The sequence below is a fragment of the Arthrobacter sp. AFG7.2 genome (assembly GCF_002892835.1).
GTDB lineage: Bacteria > Actinomycetota > Actinomycetes > Actinomycetales > Micrococcaceae > Arthrobacter.
Window position 1 is genome coordinate 536,885 of record NZ_PJMB01000001.1, and the last position, 19,595, is coordinate 556,479.

The following is a 19,595-nucleotide window of genomic DNA, read 5'->3' on the forward strand; positions in this document are numbered from 1 at the left end:
AAGCCCCGCCCACAAACGTGGACGGGGCTTTTTGAGGAAAAGCGCGGGTGTTACTTGAGGGTAACGGTGGCGCCTGCAGCCTCGAGCTGCTCCTTGGCCTTCTCGGCAGCTTCCTTGGTTGCACCTTCGAGGACAGCCTTGGGAGCGCTGTCAACCAGGTCCTTGGCTTCCTTGAGGCCCAGGGAAGTGATGGCGCGTACTTCCTTGATCACTGCGATCTTCTTGTCGCCGGCAGCTTCGAGGACGACGTCGAAGTCAGTCTTCTCTTCAACCTCTTCAGCAGCAGCACCGGCGGGGCCGGCAACAGCAACAGCAGCAGCAGTAACTTCGAAGGTCTCTTCGAAGAGCTTGACGAACTCGGAGAGCTCGATGATGGTCAGTTCCTTGAAAGCTTCAATGAGCTCTTCGTTGGTGAGCTTCGCCATGGTAGGCGTCCTTCCTGTTGTGGTGTTCAGCGGCACTGGGCCATGCTTCACACCGGAGTCTTGTGAGGTAAAGAGAGTCAGTTCTCTTCAGCTGCGGGAGCTTCAGCGGCAGCTTCAGCTTCGGCGGCGGGAGCTTCTTCAGCGGCGGGCGCCTCGGCAGCTGCCGGTGCACCGTTCTCTTCTTCAAGCTTGAGGCGCAGTGCGTCAATGATGCGTGCAGCGGCGGCCGCAGGGGCCTTAAGGACGCCTGCAACCTTGGCGAGCTGCAGCTCGCGGGACTCGAGTGCTGCCAGGGCGGCAACCTCGGTGGCGTTCAGTGCCTTGCCCTCGAAGTAACCGGTCTTGATAACCAGCTGCTTGTTGGCCTTGGCAAAATCCGTCAGGCTCTTGGCAGCGGCAACTGCGTCACCCTTGATGAACGCGATTGCAGTGGGGCCGGAGAGCTGGTCGTTGAATGCTTCAACACCGGCTTCCTTGGCTGCAATGGCGGTCAGGGTGTTCTTGACGACCGCGAACTTGGTGTCCTGGCCGAGAGAAACACGCAGCTGCTTGAGCTGTGCAACGGTGAGCCCGCGGTATTCGGTCAGGACAGCGGCGTTCGATTCCTTGAAATCGTTAGTGATCTCAGCTACTGCTGAAACCTTGGTAGGCGTTGCCATAACCCTCCTTCCGGGGATAGTGCCGGTATTCGACGGTCCCCGCTCAGGTGAGCTAAAACTAAAAACGCCCCGCGCAGATGCACGGGGCTTGGCTCAACACAGGTATTCCGTGGAGCTTTGCTTCGTTCACCTGCGCCGGCCGCCCTACGTTGAGGGTCCTTCGTCCGAAAACCCACTTCAATCCCCCGCGCACAACTACAGAATTGAGCAATGCCCAGGAGAGTGGATTTCCAACAACCGACGGTCTTTGGTCCTTCAAGTCTACGGGAGGGGCCTTCGCTCCGCCAAATCGGGCATCAGCTGCTGCTGGTGCGCAGCCGGGGAAGCTCCTTCTGCCAGATTCCCGTCACACCGGCGGTCCGGAAACCCAGCTGCTGGTTGACGGTCAGCAGGTACCGGTTCTCCGGTGCATTCCAGGTGTAGATAACCCGGGCATCCGGAAACTGCTCCGTGAGCCGCTCCATGTTCGCCACCTTGATCAGCAGTCCCAGTTTGTTCCCGCGGTGCTCCTGCAGGACCAGCGTGTCGTCTTGGAAAACAACGTCAGCCCGGTGCGCAAGGACGGTAATGGTTGTCAGGCCCACCAGCGCCCCGGTGGCCAGGTGCTCGACGGCAGTAACAACTGTCCGCCGGCCCTGGGCTATGGCGACGTCTTCTGCCTCCCGAAGGATTCCGCCGTCGAACACCATGACCTGCTCAACCGGTGCTTCCAGGGCGGGATCGACGTCGGCTCCCGCCTGGTTCTCCAGCGCGGCGACAGCTTCGAGCCACTGCTCCGGGCAACGGTCAGTCCAGTGGTGCAGCCGGTAGCGGCCATTGTTGGCTTCATCTGCTTCCGCCTGCAGGTCGGCCACAAGCTTTGAATCAAGCGGCAACGTGCAGGAGCTGAACTGCTCAATATGCTGCAGGGTGTACCCGGTCTTCTGCGCGAACTCGACTTCGCGGCTCTCCAGCGGGACAAACCCCTGGCCCGTACCCGGCACCAGTTGGGCCTCTTCGAATTCGTGGAGTGACGCGCCCGGGTGGTTGGTGTCCACCAGGATCATGGTGCGGCCTTCACCGCGGGCCAGCTGTTCGGCCGCCTGGAGCAGCCTCCGGCCGACACCCTGCCGCTGGAACTCGGGCAGGATGTCCAAGGTGAATTCCGCGAGGTCCAGGTTGTCCGTCAGGGGAAGCGCGATGTCTACTGTGCCAACGATCTCCCCGTCAATCTTGGCCACGAGGATCAGCTGGCGCTCATAGGGATCTTCAAATTCCAGCAGCTTTTCCAGAGGGCCATAGGCAAGATCATCGCTGCCCCAGGTCTGCATTCGAACTTTGCGTCCCACTTCGACGGCGGCAAGGAAGTCAGCAGCGTCCGCCGCCTCCAGCGAGTCAGGGATCCAGAGCTGCTCGATCTTTACGTCTTGTGCCATAGGCGCATCATCCCAGCCGTTTCTGCCACTCACCTTCATAGCCGGCCAGCCTGAATCCAAGGGCAATATTTATGGCCAGCATATGTTGGTTTTCGCTGGCGTTCCATGTCAAAACGGAACGTGCTTCCGGCCAGCGCGCCTGGGCGCGCCGAAGGTTGGCCACTTTGATGAGCATGCCCAGCCGCCGGCCCCGGTGGTCCCCCGACACCAGGGTGTCCTGCTGCAGAACCGCAGCAGGAACCTCCGGACGCCAGTTCAGGACCGAATATCCCACCAGCTGGCCGGTGTCCTGGTGCACGGCGGCCGACACCGCTGCCTGCACACCGCTGCGCTCAAGGGTTTGCTCGTTCCGCCGGACCCGGGCAGCATCCCAGACCTCGGTTTCCCAGTTCAGCCCGGCGGTTGGCACATCAGTGCTCATCCGTGCATTGAGGTCGGCGTAGCTGTCCACCAGTTCCTCCGGGCAGGCGTCGTCCCACCCCAGCACGGTGTAACCGCGGGCGTGGACGGCGGCAGCTGCTTCAAGTTCCGCCAACCGGTCCGGGTGGACGGGGAGGGCAAGGCGGCTGGACGTCTCCACCTGCTCCAGCTCGTAGCCGCCGGCCACGGCGAAGGCGGTGGAAGGTTCCGCCGCCGGCAGGCCGCCCGCCCCCGATTTGGCCGGCACCAGCGGTTCGGCGCCATCCACCAGGCGGGCAGGGAGTTCGAAGTAGCCGTCCAGCGACGTCCGGTTCCTCCCCCGGGCCACGGCCTCTGCGTATTCCAGGAGTTGCCGCCCCAGCCCACGCCGCCGAAAGGCGGGCGCCACCAGGACATTGATCCCGGCCGTCGCGGTATTCTCGTGCAGGGGCAGCGTCACCGAGCACATGCCCACTGTCTCCGAGCCGAGCCTGGCGACAAAGAGGAGCCGGGCCTCATATTCGTTGCCGCGCCAGTGTTCCACCTCCTCTGCAAAGGTGTACCCGCGGTCAAGGTCGCCCCACGTCTCCAGTTCATGCCCTGTCCGCATCAACTGGCAGTCAGTGAAGTCCCGGAAGTCCTTTCCGCCGTCACCCGATGGCGGAATAACGACGGCGGAGATCGCCAGGGCGTGCGGCTGCGGCATTCCCCCAGCCTAGCCACCGGTGGCCCGCTGTCGAGCGCTGCGGATGACATCGGATCTTAACGACTGAAGGGACCGCACGGCTGGTAGCCATGCGGTCCCTTCAGATGTACCCAACAGGTACAGGATGCTGCTGAGGGATTTACGCCTCGGTCAGGACCTTGGTGACGTTCGGGTCAACGGAGATGCCGGGACCAAAAGTGGTGGCAACCGTGGCCTTCTGGATGTAGCGGCCCTTGGAAGCGGACGGCTTCAGGCGAAGCACCTCTTCCAGTGCTGCTGCGTAGTTCTCCGCCAGCTTCAGGGCGTCAAAGGAAACCTTGCCGATGATGAAGTGCAGGTTGGAGTGCTTGTCGACGCGGAAGTCGATCTTTCCACCCTTGATGTCGTTGACGGCCTTGGTGACATCGGGGGTCACGGTGCCCGTCTTCGGGTTCGGCATCAGGTTACGCGGGCCCAGGACCTTACCGAGGCGGCCAACCTTGCCCATGAGGTCAGGGGTGGCGACGGCGGCGTCGAAGTCGGTCCAGCCGGCTGCGATCTTTTCGATCAGGTCATCGGAACCAACGAAGTCGGCGCCGGCAGCGATTGCTGCCTCAGCCTTGTCGCCCGTTGCGAAAACCAGGACGCGGGCAGTCTTACCGGTGCCGTGGGGCAGGTTGACCGTTCCGCGGACCATCTGGTCAGCCTTGCGGGGGTCCACGCCGAGGCGGAATGCAACCTCAACAGTGGCGTCGAACTTGGACGGGTTAGTGTCCTTGGCCAGCGTTACTGCCTCGAACGGCGCGTAGAACTTCTCCGCGTCGATCTTGGCGGCTGCTGCCTCATATGCTTTGCTGCGCTTTGCCATGCTGCTTATTTCTCCTTGTGCAGTTGTGGTCTGCGGACCGCGCTGGGCCCTGCCACAGTTGGTGCTCCGACCCGTTATCCGTGCCGGATGTCCAACATTTCAGTTTTGGTGGTGCCGGTTTACCGGCGGTGCCGCCCGTCGTCGTGATCGGTTTCCCAATCCCAACCCTGGCAGCGGGGGGATTAACCCTCGACGGTGATGCCCATGGAGCGGGCGGTGCCGGCGATGATTTTCGCTGCGCCTTCGAGGCTGGTGGCGTTGAGGTCTTCCATCTTGGTGGAGGCGATCTCGTTGACCTGGGCCTGGGTCAGCTTGGCAACCTTGACGGTGTGCGGGGTAGCTGAACCCTTGGCGACGCCTGCAGCCTTTTTGATGAGCTCTGCAGCCGGCGGGGTCTTGGTGATGAACGTGAAGGAACGGTCCTCGTAGACCGTGATTTCCACGGGGATGACGTTTCCGCGCTGGGCTTCCGTCGCAGCGTTGTACGCCTTGCAGAATTCCATGATGTTGACACCGTGCTGGCCAAGCGCAGGACCGATCGGCGGAGCCGGGTTAGCGGCACCTGCCTGGATCTGCAGCTTGATGAGGCCGGTGACCTTCTTCTTGGGAGCCAATGTAGGGTCCTTCTCTCAATAACGTCCTGGGGCACAGGAGCGTGCCTCAGGTTTGTGGCCGCCATGGCAAGGCGGCCGGCCGTACCGATGCTGCTAAGCGGGCAGCACAGGGACGAATTCTTGGGTGATCAGATCTTGGTGACCTGGTTGAACGCCAGGGTGACGGGCGTTTCGCGCTCGAAGATGGAAACCAGTACCACGAGCGTCTGGGATTCGACCTTGATCTCGGAGATGGTGGCAGGAAGGGTCTCGAAGGGACCTTCCTTGACGATGACGGACTCGCCGACTTCGAAGTCCACGTCCACGGGCGCCTGGTTCTGCTTGTTGACCGGCTTGCCCTTCTCGGCCTGCTCTTCCTCGAAGACCGGGGCGAGCATGGAGAAGACCTCATCGAGGCGCAGCGGCACGGGGTTATGGGCGTTGCCCACGAAGCCGGTGACGCCGGGGGTGTGGCGGACTGCGCCCCAGGAGGCGTCCGTCAGGTCCATACGGACCAGCACGTAGCCGGGGATACGGACGCGGTTGATGACCTTGCGCTGAGCGTTCTTGATCTCAACGACTTCTTCCATCGGGACCTGGATCTCGAAGATGTAATCTTCCATGTCCAGGGTCTGGATGCGGGTTTCCAGGTTGGCCTTCACGCGGTTCTCGTAGCCGGCGTAGGAGTGGATGACATACCAGTCACCTTCCTGGCGGCGCAGCTTGGCCTTGAACTCCTCGGCGGGGTCAACGTCGGCCTTGGCTGCTGCGGCGGCGAGGGCGTCAGTGGACTCCTCCCCGGAAGCGGCATCTGCCTCTGCGTCAAAGTCGGAATCGGCGTCATCGGATTCGGGCGCGGAGGACTCAACCTCAGACTCGTCACCGGCTTCTGCCGTGATGTCCGCGGACTCTTCCAGCTCAGTCTCGGTTACCTCGAGCTCCTGCTCAGACACTTGGTCTCCTGCTTCCTCATTGCCTAACATGCCTATTTAAATGGCTCAATTCCGCACACCGCTGTATCCCTCCGGTTTCCCGGATGGAATACACGGCCTGCGGACGGTTCAGCCTTAGCTGTCCCCGGTGCCGGTACCGCCGAAGACCCAGCCGACGGCGGTTCCGAAACCAATGTCCAGCAGGCTGACGATGACCATCATGATTCCTACGAACACCAGCACCACGAGCGTGTAATTAATCAGTTCCTTGCGGGTTGGTGCTACAACTTTCTTCAGCTCGCCGATGATCTGGCGGATGAAGAGTGCAATGCGGGCGAAGAAGTTTGCCTTGGCGTCCTTCTTAGCTGGGCGGCCCTTGGAGCTGCTGGCAGCTGTTTCGGTCACCTGGTCCTCGCTCATCTTTGCAATGTTGGATTACCCGGCCCTGATCAGAACCATGGTTGCTGCGCTTGCCCCGGATTTTCGCCCGGGGCAGCTTGCGCAGGGCAGACAGGACTCGAACCTGCAACCTGCGGTTTTGGAGACCGCTGCGCTACCAATTGCGCCACTACCCTATGGAGTGAATTCCACTCTCCGACAACGAATCACCAGCTTGCACTGGGGCGCACGTCATCATCCGTGTTTCAACACCGGTGAACCAGTCTACGCAACAACTTCGTGTTCGTCGAACCGGCCCGTTTCCGGCCCTCCCGTACTGCCTTTGCCTGAGCTTGACCGAACGCAGTCACAAATCAAAACCGGCAACCCGGAGGGTCCGGTGAACAGCATAGAGTAGAACTCGTCGAATCCCACATTCCAGCCCCCGGGCTGCAAGCGAAGAACGGACCTGCCATGTCTGCCGCCCGCGTTTCCAAGCGCATTTCCGCAATAGCCGAATCCGCAACCCTTGCCGTTGATGCCAAGGCGAAGGCGCTGAAGGCAGCAGGCCGGCCGGTTATTGGGTTCGGCGCCGGCGAGCCCGACTTCCCCACGCCCGACTACATCGTCCAGGCCGCCATCGATGCTGCGGGCCAGCCGAAGTACCACCGCTACTCCCCTGCCGGTGGGCTGCCGGAGCTGAAGAAGGCCATCGCGGAGAAGACATTGCGGGACTCCGGTTACACAGTTGAACCTTCCCAGGTACTGGTGACCAACGGCGGCAAGCAGGCCGTCTACAACACCTTCGCCACCCTGGTTGATCCCGGCGACGAGGTCATTGTCCCCACCCCATTCTGGACCACCTACCCCGAGGCCATCCGACTGGCCGGCGGCGTTCCCGTTGAGGTGTTTGCCGGGCCCGAGCAGGACTACCTGGTGACAGTGGAACAGCTCGAAGCAGCCGTGACTGACCGGACGAAGATCCTGCTGTTCGTTTCGCCGTCGAACCCCACCGGCTCGGTTTACTCGCCTGAGCAGGTGGCTGAGATCGGCAAGTGGGCCGCGGCCAAGGGCCTGTGGGTGGTCACTGACGAGATCTACGAACACCTGACCTATGACGGTGTTCCGTTCACGTCCATTGCCACCGCCGCCCCGGAACTGGGCGACAAGGTGGTCATCCTCAACGGCGTCGCCAAGACCTACGCCATGACCGGCTGGCGGGTCGGCTGGATGATCGGTCCGGCTGACGTCATCAAGGCCGCCACCAACCTCCAGTCCCACGCCACGTCCAACGTCTCCAACATCATGCAGATCGCTGCCCTGGCTGCTGTTTCTGGCCCGCTGACCGCCGTTGACGAGATGAAGGTCGCGTTCGACCGCCGCCGCAAGGCCATCGTCGCCGGCCTCAATGCCATTGAGGGCGTGGAATGCCCGACGCCGAAGGGCGCCTTCTACGTCTACGCGGACGTTCGTGGCCTGCTGGGCAAGGAGTTCCCGACGGCGTCGGGCACGGCCACGCCGCAAACCTCCGCTGAACTGGCCGCCCTGATCCTGGACGAGGTGGAAGTGGCAGTGGTTCCAGGCGAGGCTTTCGGCCCGTCCGGCTACCTGCGCCTTTCCTACGCCCTTGGCGACGAGGATCTTGCCACCGGCGTGCAGCGCCTGCAGGACTTCCTGGGCAAAGCCCAGTAGGACGCTCCCTCACCTCCTGCAGGAAACCCGGCGACGCTCCCTCACGTATCGCAACAAAACCCTGAACGCTCTGTCACTCCTCATCGGGAGAGTGATGGAGCGTTCCGGGTTAAGCCGCATCAACTGATGGAGCGTTCCGGGTTAAGCCGCATCAACTGAGAGAGCGTTTGGCCTAGAGGAGGCGGCGCTCCGCTGCCCACTTGGTGAGCTCGTGGCGGCTGGAGAGCTGCAGCTTCCGAAGCACTGCTGATACGTGGGTCTCCACGGTCTTAATGCTGATAAACAGCTCCTTGGCAACTTCCTTGTAGCTGTAGCCGCGGGCAATGAGGCGCATGACTTCCAGTTCGCGGGCGGAAAGCCTGTCCAGCTCATCGTCGGCGATGTCTGCTGGTGCGGTGCCAAAGGCGTCCAGGACAAAGCCGGCGAGCCGTGGCGAGAAGACAGCGTCTCCCCCGGCCACCCGGTACACGGCATCGGTAATTTCTGCTCCGGAGATGGTCTTCGTGACGTACCCCCTTGCTCCAGCGCGAATAACCGCCACAACGTCCTCCGCCGCGTCCGATACGCTCAGGGCGAGGAACCGGGTGCTGGACAGCAGGGAAGCGGAACCGGCGATGACTTCCCGGCCCCCGCCGCCCAGTCCTCCCGGCAGGTGAACGTCCAGCAACACCACGTCCGGCCGCTCCCGGGCAATGACGGCAATGGCCTGCTCCACGGTCGCCGCCTCACCCACCACCTGCACGCTTGGATCCAGGTCCGCTCTGAGGCCGGAGCGGAAAATGGCGTGGTCGTCCACGAGGACCACCCGAACCTGCCTGGTGGCCCCTCCGGTGCCGATGCCGCCTGACTGCGCTAAGTTCATGGTCTGCCTTCCGTGCTGTCCGCCTGTGCGGCCGGGAATCCCAGCCGCACCTCGGTGCCTTCGTTGGAGCTGATGATTTTGGCGGTACCGCCATGCCGCTTCATCCGGCCAATGATTGATTCCCGCACACCCATCCGGTCCTCGGGAACGTCCTGGAGGTCAAAACCCGGGCCACGGTCCTTGATGAACACCTCGGCACGTTCGCCGGATACCTCCAGATAGACCGAGACAGGGCCCGCGCCGTGCCGCGACGCGTTGAGCATGGCCTCGCGGCTGGCCTGGATCAGGGCCTCATGCCCCTCCATCACTGCGGTGTCTCCGACGCTGACAACCTCAACCACATTTCCCAGCAGGTCCTCCACCTCCGCCGCGACTGCCTTGATCCGGTCCGACAATTGGCCCGAGTCCTTGCCGGGATCCTCGAACAGCCAGCCCCGCAACTCCCGCTCCTGCGCGCGGGCCAGCCGGACGACGTCGTGCTCGTTGGCGGCCCTCCGCTGGATCAGGGCCAGCGTCTGCAGCACCGAGTCGTGAAGGTGGGCGGCAATTTCTGCCCGTTCGGTTTCCCGGATCCGGCCGGCACGCTCCGCTTCAAGGTCGCGCCAGAACCTGAGGCCCCATGGAAGCAGGACCAGCACCACGCCGCCCAGGACGGCCACCGAGGCCAGCAGCGCCAGCCAGGTCTGTTCCCAGGAACCGGAACCGGACACCATGACCAGGACTCCGGCCACCACCAGCGCCAGCCCTGCTGCCAGCCGTGCCCAACCACCGGTCTGGTTCGCCTTGGTCATATCCACGAGGCCGGCACGCCTGGTCTCGTCAAGCTGCATCCAGGCGATGGAGGCTCCACCCAGGACGGCAGCCGCCGGAATGAGGGTCCCCAGCGGAACGTCCACGCCCAGCAGCTGGGCGCAGAGGATACCCGCCACCAGCAGCAGCCCGACCCCCAACAGGATCTCCTTGCCGTAGCGCATGTCCCGGAACCGGAACAAGGGCGGTGGGACGGCAGCAGCGGGACCGTCAGGTGCCCCCACGCTGGAACCGGCGGCAGCGTCCGCGGCACCCATGCCGGCACCGGACACGCCCGGCACCACTGCACCCGAGCCGGCGGCAGGAGGGCTCCCGGCGGGAAGCCCGGGGTTTCCGGCGTGCACGGGCTCGCGGCTCACGGCAGGGGCAATGGGCGAGGCCGGCCGGCCGGCCTGCCGCCGGGCGCTTTCGTAGGCGGTAGGAACCATGATCCACAGCCAGGCGTAGAAGACGACGCCCGCCCCGCCGGCGAAAGAGGCCAGGACCATTCCCACGCGTACGGTATTGACCGGCAGCCCCAAGTGGGCCGCAAGGCCGGAACATACTCCCGCAATGAAGCGGTCGCTGCGCCGGACAAGCGGGGGGCGGACGGGGGCGGTGGTCATGGATCAATCCAAACACGGATCAGGGTTTCCCGGACGGCGTTCGGACCGGAACCGGGGGTCTCTCAGGGACAGTTCAGGGTGTCCCCCAGTAGAGCGCCGCCGCTGTGGGCGGGAGGATCGAGGTATGAACTCGCAAACCCCTACCCCCAATGACGGCCAGTCAGCAGAACCCCCAACCGACAGGCCCAACGAGCACCCGACAGAGCCCCTGCCCCGGCGCCACAACCCGACGGAGCCACTGCGGACTTCCCCTGCTTCCGGGTCCCCAGGAGGGTCAAGCCAGGGATCCAGCCAGGTACCCACGCAGGGAACAGCCGAAGGGTCCGGACCAACGTCTGAACCACGGCAGGAATCGGCGTGGGATGCCCCCCGGAATCAGGGGCCGCAGGGCAGCCCGCCCTACGACGGCCCAACCGCCGGCGCCTATCCCTATCCTGGAGCGCCCGGTCGGCAGACCGACTTCTTCGCCTGGGTCCGGAGCCAGGGAATCAGCCGAGGGCAGGACCGTTGGGTGGGCGGTGTCTCCAGCGGAATCGCACAGAGGATGGGCATCGACCCGCTGATAGTCCGCGGCGTCTTCATTATCCTTGCCATCTTCGCCGGAATCGGGGTGCTGCTCTACGGCCTGGCCTGGGCCTTCCTGCCCGAACCCGACGGCAGGATCCATGTCCAGGAGGCCGGGGCCGGCCGCTGGACCAGCGGCATGACAGGTGCCCTCGTCGCGGTCGTGGCCGGATTCAGCGGGCTGGGCAACGGCTTCTGGGTCTGGGGCGACCAGGGCTTCGGCCCCTTCGTGTGGAGCCTGCTGTGGATCGGCGGTGCCATCTACCTTGTGTACTACCTGGTGCAGCGCAACAAGGCAGCCGCGGGGACGCCCGACGGAGCACCTGCGGCAGGCACCACCGCATATTCGGCCGGGACCTCTGCCCCAACCACTCCGCCCTACTCAGACGTTGCAGGGAGCGGCCCGTTTTCCGGCAACCCCTACGGAGGTAGCGGCACCGGCCGGCCCCCAGGCAGTGGCGGATGGGGCAGTGACGGTTACGGCGGCTACCGGCCGTCCCCGGTTCCACCGCCTGCGCCCAAAGTCCAGTCACCCGGTCCGGGAGCCCCCGCCGTCGCCATCGCTGCCGGTTGCGCCCTGCTGGCAGGCGCCGGACTGAAGGCACTGGACATCACCAAGGTCATTGACCTCGGTGATTCTGCCAACGCCGTCGCCTGGGCCAGCGCAGCAGCTGTGCTGGGCATCGGCATCCTCATCCTCGGGCTCCGCGGACGCACCTCCGGCATCCTCTCGTTCTTCGCAGTTGCAGCCCTCATCACCGGGGGGATCTTCAACGTGGTGGGCAACAACGGCGAGCGTGTCCGTTTCCAGGAGGTGGACTGGACCCCCACGAGCGTCCAGCAGGCGAGTGACGGGTTCGATATCACCGCCGGGAGCGGCACCGTTGACCTGACCGAGATGTCACTGCAGGCTCCGCTCGAGTCGGAGGTGCTCGTCCCGCTTGACCTGACCGCCAGTAACGTCACAGTGGTTATCCCGGACGATGTGCCCGTCGACATCCGCGCGGACATGACACTCGGAAACCTGAACGAACGCGGGAACCAACGCGGAGGCATCACCACCCGCCAGAGCAGCTACAACACGGACAAGCCCGGCAGCCACCTGGTCATCGAAATCAATGGCACCGTCAGCAACGTCTCAATCCAGGAAGGCAACTGACATGAGCAGCCAATCACCGGCTCCGGACCCGCACGTTCCGGGAAGCACGACGGCGGCAGGCACCTCGCCTGCCCCTCCCACCGGGGCACGGGTGGGAACCATCGTCTGGGGCCTCATCGTCCTGGCCCTCGCCGCACTGATCATCATCGCGCAGCTGGGCATCGTTACCCTCAACGGGACCTACGTCCTGATTGGCCTGATGATCGGGGCAGGCGCGGCGCTGGTGGTGGGAGGACTACTCTCCGCCAGGAAACGTGACAACGGCACCACAACAGGGAAGTCTTGAACCATGGACAAATTCTTCAGCATCGTCAGGGGCCTGGGCCTGAAACGCGGACCACAGCGCTGGCTGGGAGGCGTGCTGGGAGGGATCGCAGCCAGGGTTAACGTAGACGTGGCCTACGTCCGGATCGCGTTCCTCATCTTTGCGCTCCTCCCCGGCCCGGCTTTCGTCTTCTATCTCCTGGCCTGGGTGATTTTGCCCGACCAGCGGAACGTTATCCCGTTGCAGTCGTTCCTCGACAGGCGCTCACTGAACCGCCCCTGAGAACCCACACACAGGGCCCCGCTCCTTCTCTTGGAGCGGGGCCCTGTGTGTAACCGGTTTGTGTCGTACCGCACACGCCGCACTAGACTCTACGTGAGCTCAGCGTGGCGCTCTGCCTGTACACCTTCTCTCCAGGATTTGAGCCGAGACATGAAAATTGGAATTCTCACCAGCGGTGGCGACTGCCCAGGACTGAACGCCGTCATCCGCGGAGCCGTCCTCAAGGGCATTGCCATCCACGGTCACGAATTCGTGGGATTCCTTGACGGCTGGCGCGGCGTCGTCGAGGGCGACATCATCGACATCCCCCGCACCATGGTCCGCGGCATCGCCAAGCAGGGCGGCACCATCCTGGGCACCTCCCGCACCAACCCCTTCGAAAACGGCGGCGGCCCGGAAGTCATCAAAGCCCACATGGAGCGGCTGGGCATCGACGCCATCATTGCGATCGGCGGCGAAGGCACGTTGGCCGCCGCCAAGCGCCTTACGGACGCCGGGCTGAAAATCGTCGGGGTTCCCAAGACTGTGGACAACGACCTCGACGCCACCGACTACACCTTCGGTTTTGATACCGCCGTCCAAATTGCCACCGAGGCGATCGACCGGCTCCGGACCACCGGCGAATCGCACCACCGCTGCATGATTGCCGAAGTCATGGGCCGGCACGTTGGCTGGATCGCCCTGCACGCAGGCATGGCCGCCGGCGCCCACGCCATCCTCATCCCGGAGCAGAAGGTCAGCATCGAGCAGATCACCGAATGGGTCAACGACGCCCATGCCCGTGGCCGTGCCCCGCTGGTGGTGGTGGCCGAAGGGTTCGTACCGGAGCACATGGAAACCCCGCACTCCGAGCGCGGGCTGGACACTTTCGGCCGGCCCCGGCTCGGCGGAATCGCCGACCAGCTGGCCCCTGAGCTGGAGGCCAGGACCGGCATCGAAACCCGAGCCACTATCCTGGGCCACATCCAGCGCGGCGGCGTGCCGTCTGCCTTCGACCGGGTCCTGGCCACCCGGCTGGGCATGGCAGCCATCGACTCGGTGGTGGAAGGCTACTGGGGGACCATGGTGGCGCTCAAGGGAACGGACATCGAGCATGTTGGCTTCCAGGAAGCCTTGGGCCAGCTGAAGACCGTCCCGCAGAAACGCTACGACGAAGCCGCCGTCCTGTTCGGCTGAGGTGCGCCTGACTTCCACGATGTGCTGTTCGTCCCCGGTTCGCTGTTCCGGCACGGTGTCCTGCCCGGCTGGGCCGGTTGCCCGTCCTAGGCTGGGAGCATGACACTCGACCCCGGTTCGGCCGCCATCATCCAGCTTGCGTGGGCCCGCCGCCTGGGCCTGGACGACGACGCTTTCAGTTCCGCCCTCGCCTCCGGAGAACGCATTGTCCGTGCGGATGAATCGGTGCGGACCGTCGAGTTCGTCCGGCTGTTCGGCAGTTCGGCGCTGGTGGGTCCGCAGTGGGTCATCGACGCCGCTGCCGACCTGCCGGACGAAGAAATGGCGCAGCACGTCACCCTCCTGACGCTCACCAGGTCGCACGGCGGCCATGGCATGGGAGCTGCCGCGCTCTTTTTTGCTGACGACCTCCCGGTGAAGCAGCCCTCAGAGGACCTGACGGTGTCACACGGCAATGCCGAAGCGATCGAGCTGGAGGGCCGGTGCCCGCCTGACGACGTCAATGAAGTTGGCCTCTCCGAGCTGGAGAACCGCTACACCCTCGTCCACGAGGTGGAGGGGCGCCGGGTGCCCCTGGCCTGCGGTGCATACGCAGAATGGGAAGGGCTGCTGGCGCATCTGGGCGTCCTGGTGGACCCTGAGTGGCGCCGGCACGGCCTCGGTTCCCTCGCTGCCTCCATCGCCGCCCATGAGGCACTCGCTGCAGGCTTGACGCTTCAGTGGCGCACAGATGTCAGCAACACCGGTTCGCTGGCGCTGGCCCGGAAGCTCGGCCTGTCAGCCGGCGGAATCCAGACCAGCGTCCACCTTGGCTGACCCAGGAACGTTGCCGCTCCCCCAGCCTTGGACCGGCTGAGGCCTGGCAAAGAACAGTGCCACGGCCGCGCCGACCAGGACTACTCCGGCCGGCAGCAGGATGGACTGGCCCATCGCCGTCGAGAATCCACTGTGAAGGGCCTCCGACAGGTTCCCGGACAGGGCCATGCCCTCCCCCGCTGGACCGCCGGGCCCGCCGGCCGGGAGCTCGGCTGCGAGGCGTGCCTGGATCAGCACGGCAATGGCGGCGCTGCCCAGTACCGCGCCGATCTGGCGGGTGGTGTTGTAGACCCCGGAACCGGCACCGGCCTGCCGCGGCGGAAGGTTGCGGGTGGCGGTGGTGCTCAGCGGCGCCCAGATGCCCGCATTGGCGAATCCCAGGACGGCGCTGGGCAGCAGGAACATCAGGATGGGGGTGTCCGGCTGCATCAGGGCCGAGTTCCAGGCCAGCGCGATGGCCATCAGCACCAGGCCTGCAGCGGTGATGAATTTCGGGTTGACCCTGTCGATGATCTTCCCCACCACCGGGGCCAGGCCGCCGGAGATCAGCGCCATGGGCACCATCATCAGCGCCGACTGGGTGGGCGTGAGGCCGCGGACCAGCTGGTAGTAGAAGATCAGGGGCAGGCTGAAGGCCGTCACCGTGAAGCCGACGGTGGTGATGCCGATGTTGGCCAGGGAGAAGTTCCGGTCCCGGAAAAGCGCCAGCGGCAGCAGCGGCTCACCCTTGTTGATCCGCTGCCAGACGACGAAGAGGACCAGCACGGCGATGCCGGCAATAATGAGTCCCCAAACGGTAATGGGGCCGGTGATGGTGCCCCAGTTGTAGGTTTCGCCCTCCTGGATGCCGAACACCAGGAGGAACAGTCCGACGGCGCTGAGCACCACGCCGGGGATATCGAACCGGTGCGGGTGGGTGCTGAGCGCCGGAACGTTCCGCAGCGCAAGGATGAAGCCGGCCACGCCGATGGGGACGTTGATGAAGAAAATCCATTCCCAGCCGAGTCCGTCCACCAGGACGCCGCCAAGGATGGGGCCCACAAGGGTGGCCATGCCGGCCGTCGCGCCCCAGATCGCCATGGCCGCACCGCGGCGGTCCGGCGGGAAGATCCGGGTGATGACGGCCATGGTCTGCGGCGTCATGATGGCCGCGCCGAGCCCCTGCACCACCCGTGCCGCGATCAGCGTCTCCACATCACCCGCGAGCCCGCACCACAGTGAGGCCAGGGTGAAGACCACCAGGCCGGACAGGTAGAGCTTTTTGGGCCCGAAGCGGTCTCCGAGCCGTCCTGTGATGAGCAGCGGGACCGCGTAGGCCAGGAGGTAGGCGCTGGTGACCCAGATAACCGAGTTGATGTCCGCACCCAGGCCCTCCATGATCCGCGGGTTCGCCACGGACACAATGGTGGTATCGATCAGGATCATGAAGAACCCGATCACCAGGGACCACAGGGCCGGCCAGGGCTTTGCTACGTTTTCCAGGGGTCATCCTTCGTCAGGTGTTGCTTCCGGCACGGGACCCGCAGGACCAGGCGGACAACTATGCCAGAAGATCCAGGATCTCCTGGCGCGCGAACATCTGGGCTGCAGCCCGGGCTGATGGGGACCCTGCCTCCGGGTCCGCTCCGGCATCCAGCAGGACACGGGCAACGTCTGTGTACCCCTTGAACGCCGCCCCCGCGAGCGGGGTCTGGCCGCGGTCGTTGGCGGTGTCCGCTTCGGCGCCGTGTTTCAGGATGAGCTGAACTGCCTCCGCGTGGCCGTGGTAGGCGGCCAGCATCAGAAGGGAATCCCCGGCTGAGTTGGTCAGCGTGGCAGGAGCGCCGGCGTCGAGATAGGCACCCAGCAGTGCGGTGTTCCCTTCCCTGGCGGCCTGGAAGAGCGTGTGCGCCAGAGCCAGCGCGTCGTCGTCGTGCCCTGCATGTACGTCGGCGTTGTGAGTCATTTAGCGAGGCCCCCTGAGGAATCCGGACTGGCGCCCCACCACCTGGCCGGCGTCCGGGGCAACAATGAGTTCCTGGCCGGCAGGGTAAGGCTCGTCGCCGTCCAGGACCGTCAGTATTTCATCCGGCGCAACTGAACGTTTTATGACTGCCAGGGCAACGGGGCCCATTTCGTAGTGCTGGGCCACCGAGGTCACCGTCCCCACTTTGCGCTCCCCCGCGAGGACCGGGCTTCCGGCCTGAGGCAGGGTGTGCTGGGATCCGTCCAGTTGGAGGAAGACGAGGCGGCGTGGAGGGTGCCCCAGGTTATGCACACGCGCAATGGTTTCCTGGCCCTTGTAGCAGCCCTTGGCCAGGTGTACCGCTGTCCGGAGCAGGTCAAGTTCGTGCGGGATGGTCTTGTCGTCCGTCTCGGCCCCGATCCGCGGACGCCAGGCGGCCACACGCAGCGCTTCGGCGGCGAGCACGCCGGCAAGCGGCCGGCCCTCCACTGTGCGCTCCAGATCGACGGCTGGAACCAGGTATTCAAACCACGGGCGCTCCAGCCCGGGGTGGTTTTCCTCACTCACTGTTGCATAGGAGTAGCCGCCCGTTGCCACGTGCGGCCACGGGTCCTGCCAGACCAGCAACCCGGACCACTCCGGAACAGCCCTGGTGCTGCCAATGACGGACCACTCCGCGGAAACATCGGTGATCTCGACCCGCAGCATGAACTTCATCCGGTTCAGGAACTCCGCCAGCGGAGGAGCTTCCGCGGCTTCGACGATGAGCCAGGTGGTCGCGCCGTCGTCAATGACGCGCGCGTCAAAATCAATCCTGCCCTGCACGCTCAGGAGGAGAAGTTCGCTGGACTCCCCCGGCTGAAGCCCGGCCACCTGCTGCGAGGACAGGGTGTTGAGCCAGCTGAGGCGGTCCGGTCCAGCCACCGTCACGACGCCGCGGTGGGAGAGGTCGACGACGGCGGTTCCGGCAGCGAGGGCGCGCTGCTCGCGCAGGGGCTCCCCGTAGTGGGCGGCGACGCCGGCGTCGGAGCCGGCTGCCTCGACGGCGCCAGGGCGCGACAACAGAGGGCTGGGAGTAGTCATGTCTAGTAGAAGTCCTTGGGGCTCGGCTGTATTCCGGATTTTCACAACTGAAAGTGGAGGCGGGCCGCCTGCGGCTGCCGCGCCGAAGGACCGGGAGTCAGGAAACCTTTTTCAGGAAGGCCGAGGCATGTGCCTCCAGGCCTTTGCCTTCCTTGCCGCCCACGGCAACGTCCCAGCGCCACAGAAGGTTTCCGTCCACCAACCCGAAGATGCGGGTGGCGGCGCTGTAGTCCTTGGAGTGGCTGCCGCGCATCACCATGTCTGTGGAGAGCTGGATCTGCGGACCTTTGATCTGCCCGTAGTAGAGCTCCGAGATGCCGCCGGGGTGGGAGATGGACACCGAGATGTCGAACCCGCCCTCGCTGTTGCGCAGGGCTTCCACCTCGTCGGCACTCTTCAGCGCGGGAACGATGTCCGCGGGGATCAGGCCCGGGCCGCCGTCGGCATCAAGCTGCTTGCGCTCCAGCGCCCAAAAACCGGTCTCGACGGTGAGCGGCCGCAGGCGCGTACCGTCGTCGTCCGTCAGCCAGCTTTCCGCACGGTACTGAAGGTAGGGCAGCCCGTTGTGCGTGAACGACACGTGCTGGACGAAATGCTCCGAGTCCTCGTCTCCGCTGCCGAGGCGGCCGCGGCCTTCCCACTCACCAATGAGCCAGGAAAGCGGTACGAGTTCTGGGGTCAGATCTGTAGGAATCTCAATTGGCACAACAATTACCTCGAGAAACGGCTGGCTCTGGAAAGAGGTCTACTTCTGGCCCTTGAACAGGCGGTAAACCACGAAGCCGGCAAACCAGGCCATGGCGAGGCTGGCGATGCCGAGCAGGACAAGGAAGAAGATTTCAAAAGCAAGTACGGACATGATGCCATCCTAACGCGTTAGTAGATGAGGAGTTTGTCTATGAAGTAGGCAAGGGAACCCACTGCCGAGACAGGGGCAAGGCCCATGCTAAGGGCTGCGGGGACGTTCAGCGGTGCACCCCTGAGGGTGGCCAGCCTGCGGAAGCTCGCCAGCACTGCACCGACCACCACACCGAAGATGGCAGCCGGCAGGACAGCGATGTCTGACAGCACCAGTGCGGCAAGCGGTCCGGCAAGGCCGGCCATCACAATGCCCAGGGGCGCCACGATGCTGTCAGGCCAGCGGATTAATCCGGCGAGCAGGGCAACTGCGGCACTGATGGCAGCGACCAGGAGCATCTCGCGGACGCCGTTGAACCGGGCGCCGGCGATCCATCCAGACCCCAGGCACGCCAGCAGCACGCCGGCGCAGCAGCCCAGGGTGGACTCCAGCCGCTGGGCCTGTCCGGTCCCCCGGATCAGTTGCACTACAAAGACGGCCATCATGCCCAGCGCGATGAACGCGGGCGTCCAATCGAGGTAGCCGGGAGCCGGGGCAAGGCCGGCAGCCACTGCAGCGCCGGCGCCGGGCAGGGCAATCACGGCGGCCAGTGTCTTCTTGGCGGGAATCCGGAGGAAGTGGGGCCACCCGATGCCAATGGCTGCAGCCATGGCCACGGCAACACCCACCAGAACCTCCCGGGAGGTGTACACGCCGGCAATGATTGCCGCCAGGCCGGCCATGCCCACAACACCTACGGCCCATGAGCCCAAAGACCTCGCCGGCGCCTGCAGTTCCGCTGTCATGCGGAACCCGGCCTGGACTTAGTTTCTGCACTCACTGCGCTGCAATCCCATCCTGGCGTCGACCTGGAAAGGCGGGGCCGCCCTTCGGGGAGGGCGTCGGGCCCCTGGCTCAATCCTGCCTTATATGAACGGGATATGTCGCAAAACGTACCGATTGAGGGGCCCGCTCCATGGCTCAGAACGCACTGCCGGGTATACTCGGAGCTCAGCTAAGCTCCCTGATGAGGTGGCCGGCCGGCGCTCTTTCATGGCCCCCGGAACCGCGGCAGGAAGCCAGTACCGGCCGGTGAAAACCCGGTTCAGTCGCCCAATGATGCGCGGACGGCCCTTGGAGGAAC

Annotated in this window: 21 protein-coding genes and 1 tRNA gene; 6 read left to right on the forward strand and 16 right to left on the reverse strand. The window is 64.7% G+C overall.

The window, feature by feature from the left end:
- Nucleotides 1-50: 50 nt before the first annotated feature.
- From rplL to CXX84_RS02550, 9 genes are all read right to left on the reverse strand, one after another.
- Nucleotides 51-425, reverse strand: a complete 375-nt coding sequence (gene rplL / locus CXX84_RS02510; protein ID WP_066277893.1) for a 50S ribosomal protein L7/L12 — start codon at nt 423-425, stop codon at nt 51-53.
- Between the two features lie 77 nt (nt 426-502).
- The gene (gene rplJ, locus CXX84_RS02515) at nt 503-1,084 is read right to left on the reverse strand and encodes a 50S ribosomal protein L10 (RefSeq protein ID WP_102975120.1); all 582 of its coding nucleotides are present in this window, start codon (nt 1,082-1,084) and stop codon (nt 503-505) included.
- A gap of 296 nt (nt 1,085-1,380) precedes the next feature.
- Nucleotides 1,381-2,499, reverse strand: a complete 1,119-nt coding sequence (locus tag CXX84_RS02520; RefSeq protein ID WP_102975121.1) for a GNAT family N-acetyltransferase — start codon at nt 2,497-2,499, stop codon at nt 1,381-1,383.
- A gap of 7 nt (nt 2,500-2,506) precedes the next feature.
- A complete protein-coding gene (locus tag CXX84_RS02525; RefSeq protein WP_102975122.1) occupies nt 2,507-3,604 on the reverse strand; it encodes a GNAT family N-acetyltransferase in 1,098 nt (365 codons plus the stop codon).
- Between the two features lie 139 nt (nt 3,605-3,743).
- Nucleotides 3,744-4,451: a 50S ribosomal protein L1 gene (rplA, locus tag CXX84_RS02530; protein WP_102975123.1), complete on the reverse strand. Its 708-nt coding sequence runs from the start codon at nt 4,449-4,451 to the stop codon at nt 3,744-3,746.
- Nucleotides 4,452-4,633: 182 nt separating this feature from the next.
- The gene (rplK, locus tag CXX84_RS02535) at nt 4,634-5,065 is read right to left on the reverse strand and encodes a 50S ribosomal protein L11 (protein WP_003803853.1); all 432 of its coding nucleotides are present in this window, start codon (nt 5,063-5,065) and stop codon (nt 4,634-4,636) included.
- Nucleotides 5,066-5,193: 128 nt separating this feature from the next.
- Nucleotides 5,194-5,997, reverse strand: coding sequence for a transcription termination/antitermination protein NusG (nusG, locus tag CXX84_RS02540; protein WP_102975124.1), 804 nt, complete (start codon nt 5,995-5,997; stop codon nt 5,194-5,196).
- A 114-nt stretch (nt 5,998-6,111) separates the two neighbouring features.
- Nucleotides 6,112-6,396, reverse strand: a complete 285-nt coding sequence (secE, locus tag CXX84_RS02545) for a preprotein translocase subunit SecE (protein ID WP_102975125.1) — start codon at nt 6,394-6,396, stop codon at nt 6,112-6,114.
- An 82-nt stretch (nt 6,397-6,478) separates the two neighbouring features.
- A tRNA-Trp gene (locus CXX84_RS02550) sits at nt 6,479-6,551 on the reverse strand.
- 277 nt (nt 6,552-6,828) lie between these two features.
- Here CXX84_RS02550 and CXX84_RS02555 point away from each other — a divergent pair.
- Nucleotides 6,829-8,046, forward strand: a complete 1,218-nt coding sequence (locus CXX84_RS02555) for a pyridoxal phosphate-dependent aminotransferase (RefSeq protein ID WP_102975126.1) — start codon at nt 6,829-6,831, stop codon at nt 8,044-8,046.
- A 172-nt stretch (nt 8,047-8,218) separates the two neighbouring features.
- On the opposite strand, the gene CXX84_RS02560 is transcribed toward CXX84_RS02555, so the two are convergent.
- Entirely contained in the window at nt 8,219-8,908 is a 690-nt protein-coding gene (locus CXX84_RS02560; RefSeq protein WP_102975127.1) for a LuxR C-terminal-related transcriptional regulator, read from the reverse strand.
- A complete protein-coding gene (locus CXX84_RS02565) occupies nt 8,905-10,323 on the reverse strand; it encodes an ATP-binding protein (protein ID WP_102975128.1) in 1,419 nt (472 codons plus the stop codon). Before CXX84_RS02565 ends, CXX84_RS02560 begins: the two co-directional genes overlap by 4 nt.
- A gap of 511 nt (nt 10,324-10,834) precedes the next feature.
- On the opposite strand from CXX84_RS02565, the gene CXX84_RS02570 reads away from it, so the two are divergent.
- The 5 genes from CXX84_RS02570 (at nt 10,835) to CXX84_RS02590 (ending at nt 14,585) form a co-directional block, all read left to right on the forward strand.
- Nucleotides 10,835-12,046, forward strand: coding sequence for a PspC domain-containing protein (locus CXX84_RS02570; protein WP_317614927.1), 1,212 nt, complete (start codon nt 10,835-10,837; stop codon nt 12,044-12,046).
- A gap of 1 nt (nt 12,047) precedes the next feature.
- Nucleotides 12,048-12,332 carry a hypothetical protein gene (locus CXX84_RS02575; RefSeq protein ID WP_189337459.1) on the forward strand — a complete coding sequence of 95 codons (285 nt, stop codon included), beginning with the start codon at nt 12,048-12,050 and terminating at the stop codon, nt 12,330-12,332.
- Nucleotides 12,333-12,335: 3 nt separating this feature from the next.
- Nucleotides 12,336-12,593: a PspC domain-containing protein gene (locus tag CXX84_RS02580; RefSeq protein WP_102975130.1), complete on the forward strand. Its 258-nt coding sequence runs from the start codon at nt 12,336-12,338 to the stop codon at nt 12,591-12,593.
- 150 nt (nt 12,594-12,743) lie between these two features.
- Nucleotides 12,744-13,769, forward strand: coding sequence for an ATP-dependent 6-phosphofructokinase (locus CXX84_RS02585; protein ID WP_102975131.1), 1,026 nt, complete (start codon nt 12,744-12,746; stop codon nt 13,767-13,769).
- 99 nt (nt 13,770-13,868) lie between these two features.
- A complete protein-coding gene (locus tag CXX84_RS02590; RefSeq protein ID WP_102975132.1) occupies nt 13,869-14,585 on the forward strand; it encodes a GNAT family N-acetyltransferase in 717 nt (238 codons plus the stop codon).
- Here CXX84_RS02590 and CXX84_RS02595 read toward each other — a convergent pair.
- The 5 genes from CXX84_RS02595 to CXX84_RS02615 all read right to left on the reverse strand — a co-directional run bounded on the left by CXX84_RS02595 (nt 14,547) and on the right by CXX84_RS02615 (nt 19,257).
- Complete coding sequence (locus tag CXX84_RS02595; RefSeq protein WP_102975133.1) at nt 14,547-16,067, reverse strand: DHA2 family efflux MFS transporter permease subunit; 1,521 nt, start codon at nt 16,065-16,067, stop codon at nt 14,547-14,549. The genes CXX84_RS02590 and CXX84_RS02595 overlap by 39 nt on opposite strands.
- 58 nt (nt 16,068-16,125) lie before the next feature.
- Nucleotides 16,126-16,530 (reverse strand): ankyrin repeat domain-containing protein, encoded by a 405-nt coding sequence (locus CXX84_RS02600; RefSeq protein WP_102975134.1) that lies wholly within the window; start codon nt 16,528-16,530, stop codon nt 16,126-16,128.
- Nucleotides 16,531-17,613: a YgfZ/GcvT domain-containing protein gene (locus CXX84_RS02605; RefSeq protein ID WP_189337460.1), complete on the reverse strand. Its 1,083-nt coding sequence runs from the start codon at nt 17,611-17,613 to the stop codon at nt 16,531-16,533. It lies immediately after the preceding gene.
- Nucleotides 17,614-17,710: 97 nt separating this feature from the next.
- A complete protein-coding gene (locus CXX84_RS02610; RefSeq protein ID WP_102975136.1) occupies nt 17,711-18,319 on the reverse strand; it encodes an FABP family protein in 609 nt (202 codons plus the stop codon).
- A 170-nt stretch (nt 18,320-18,489) separates the two neighbouring features.
- Entirely contained in the window at nt 18,490-19,257 is a 768-nt protein-coding gene (locus tag CXX84_RS02615; protein WP_102975137.1) for a permease, read from the reverse strand.
- Nucleotides 19,258-19,595: the final 338 nt, after the last annotated feature.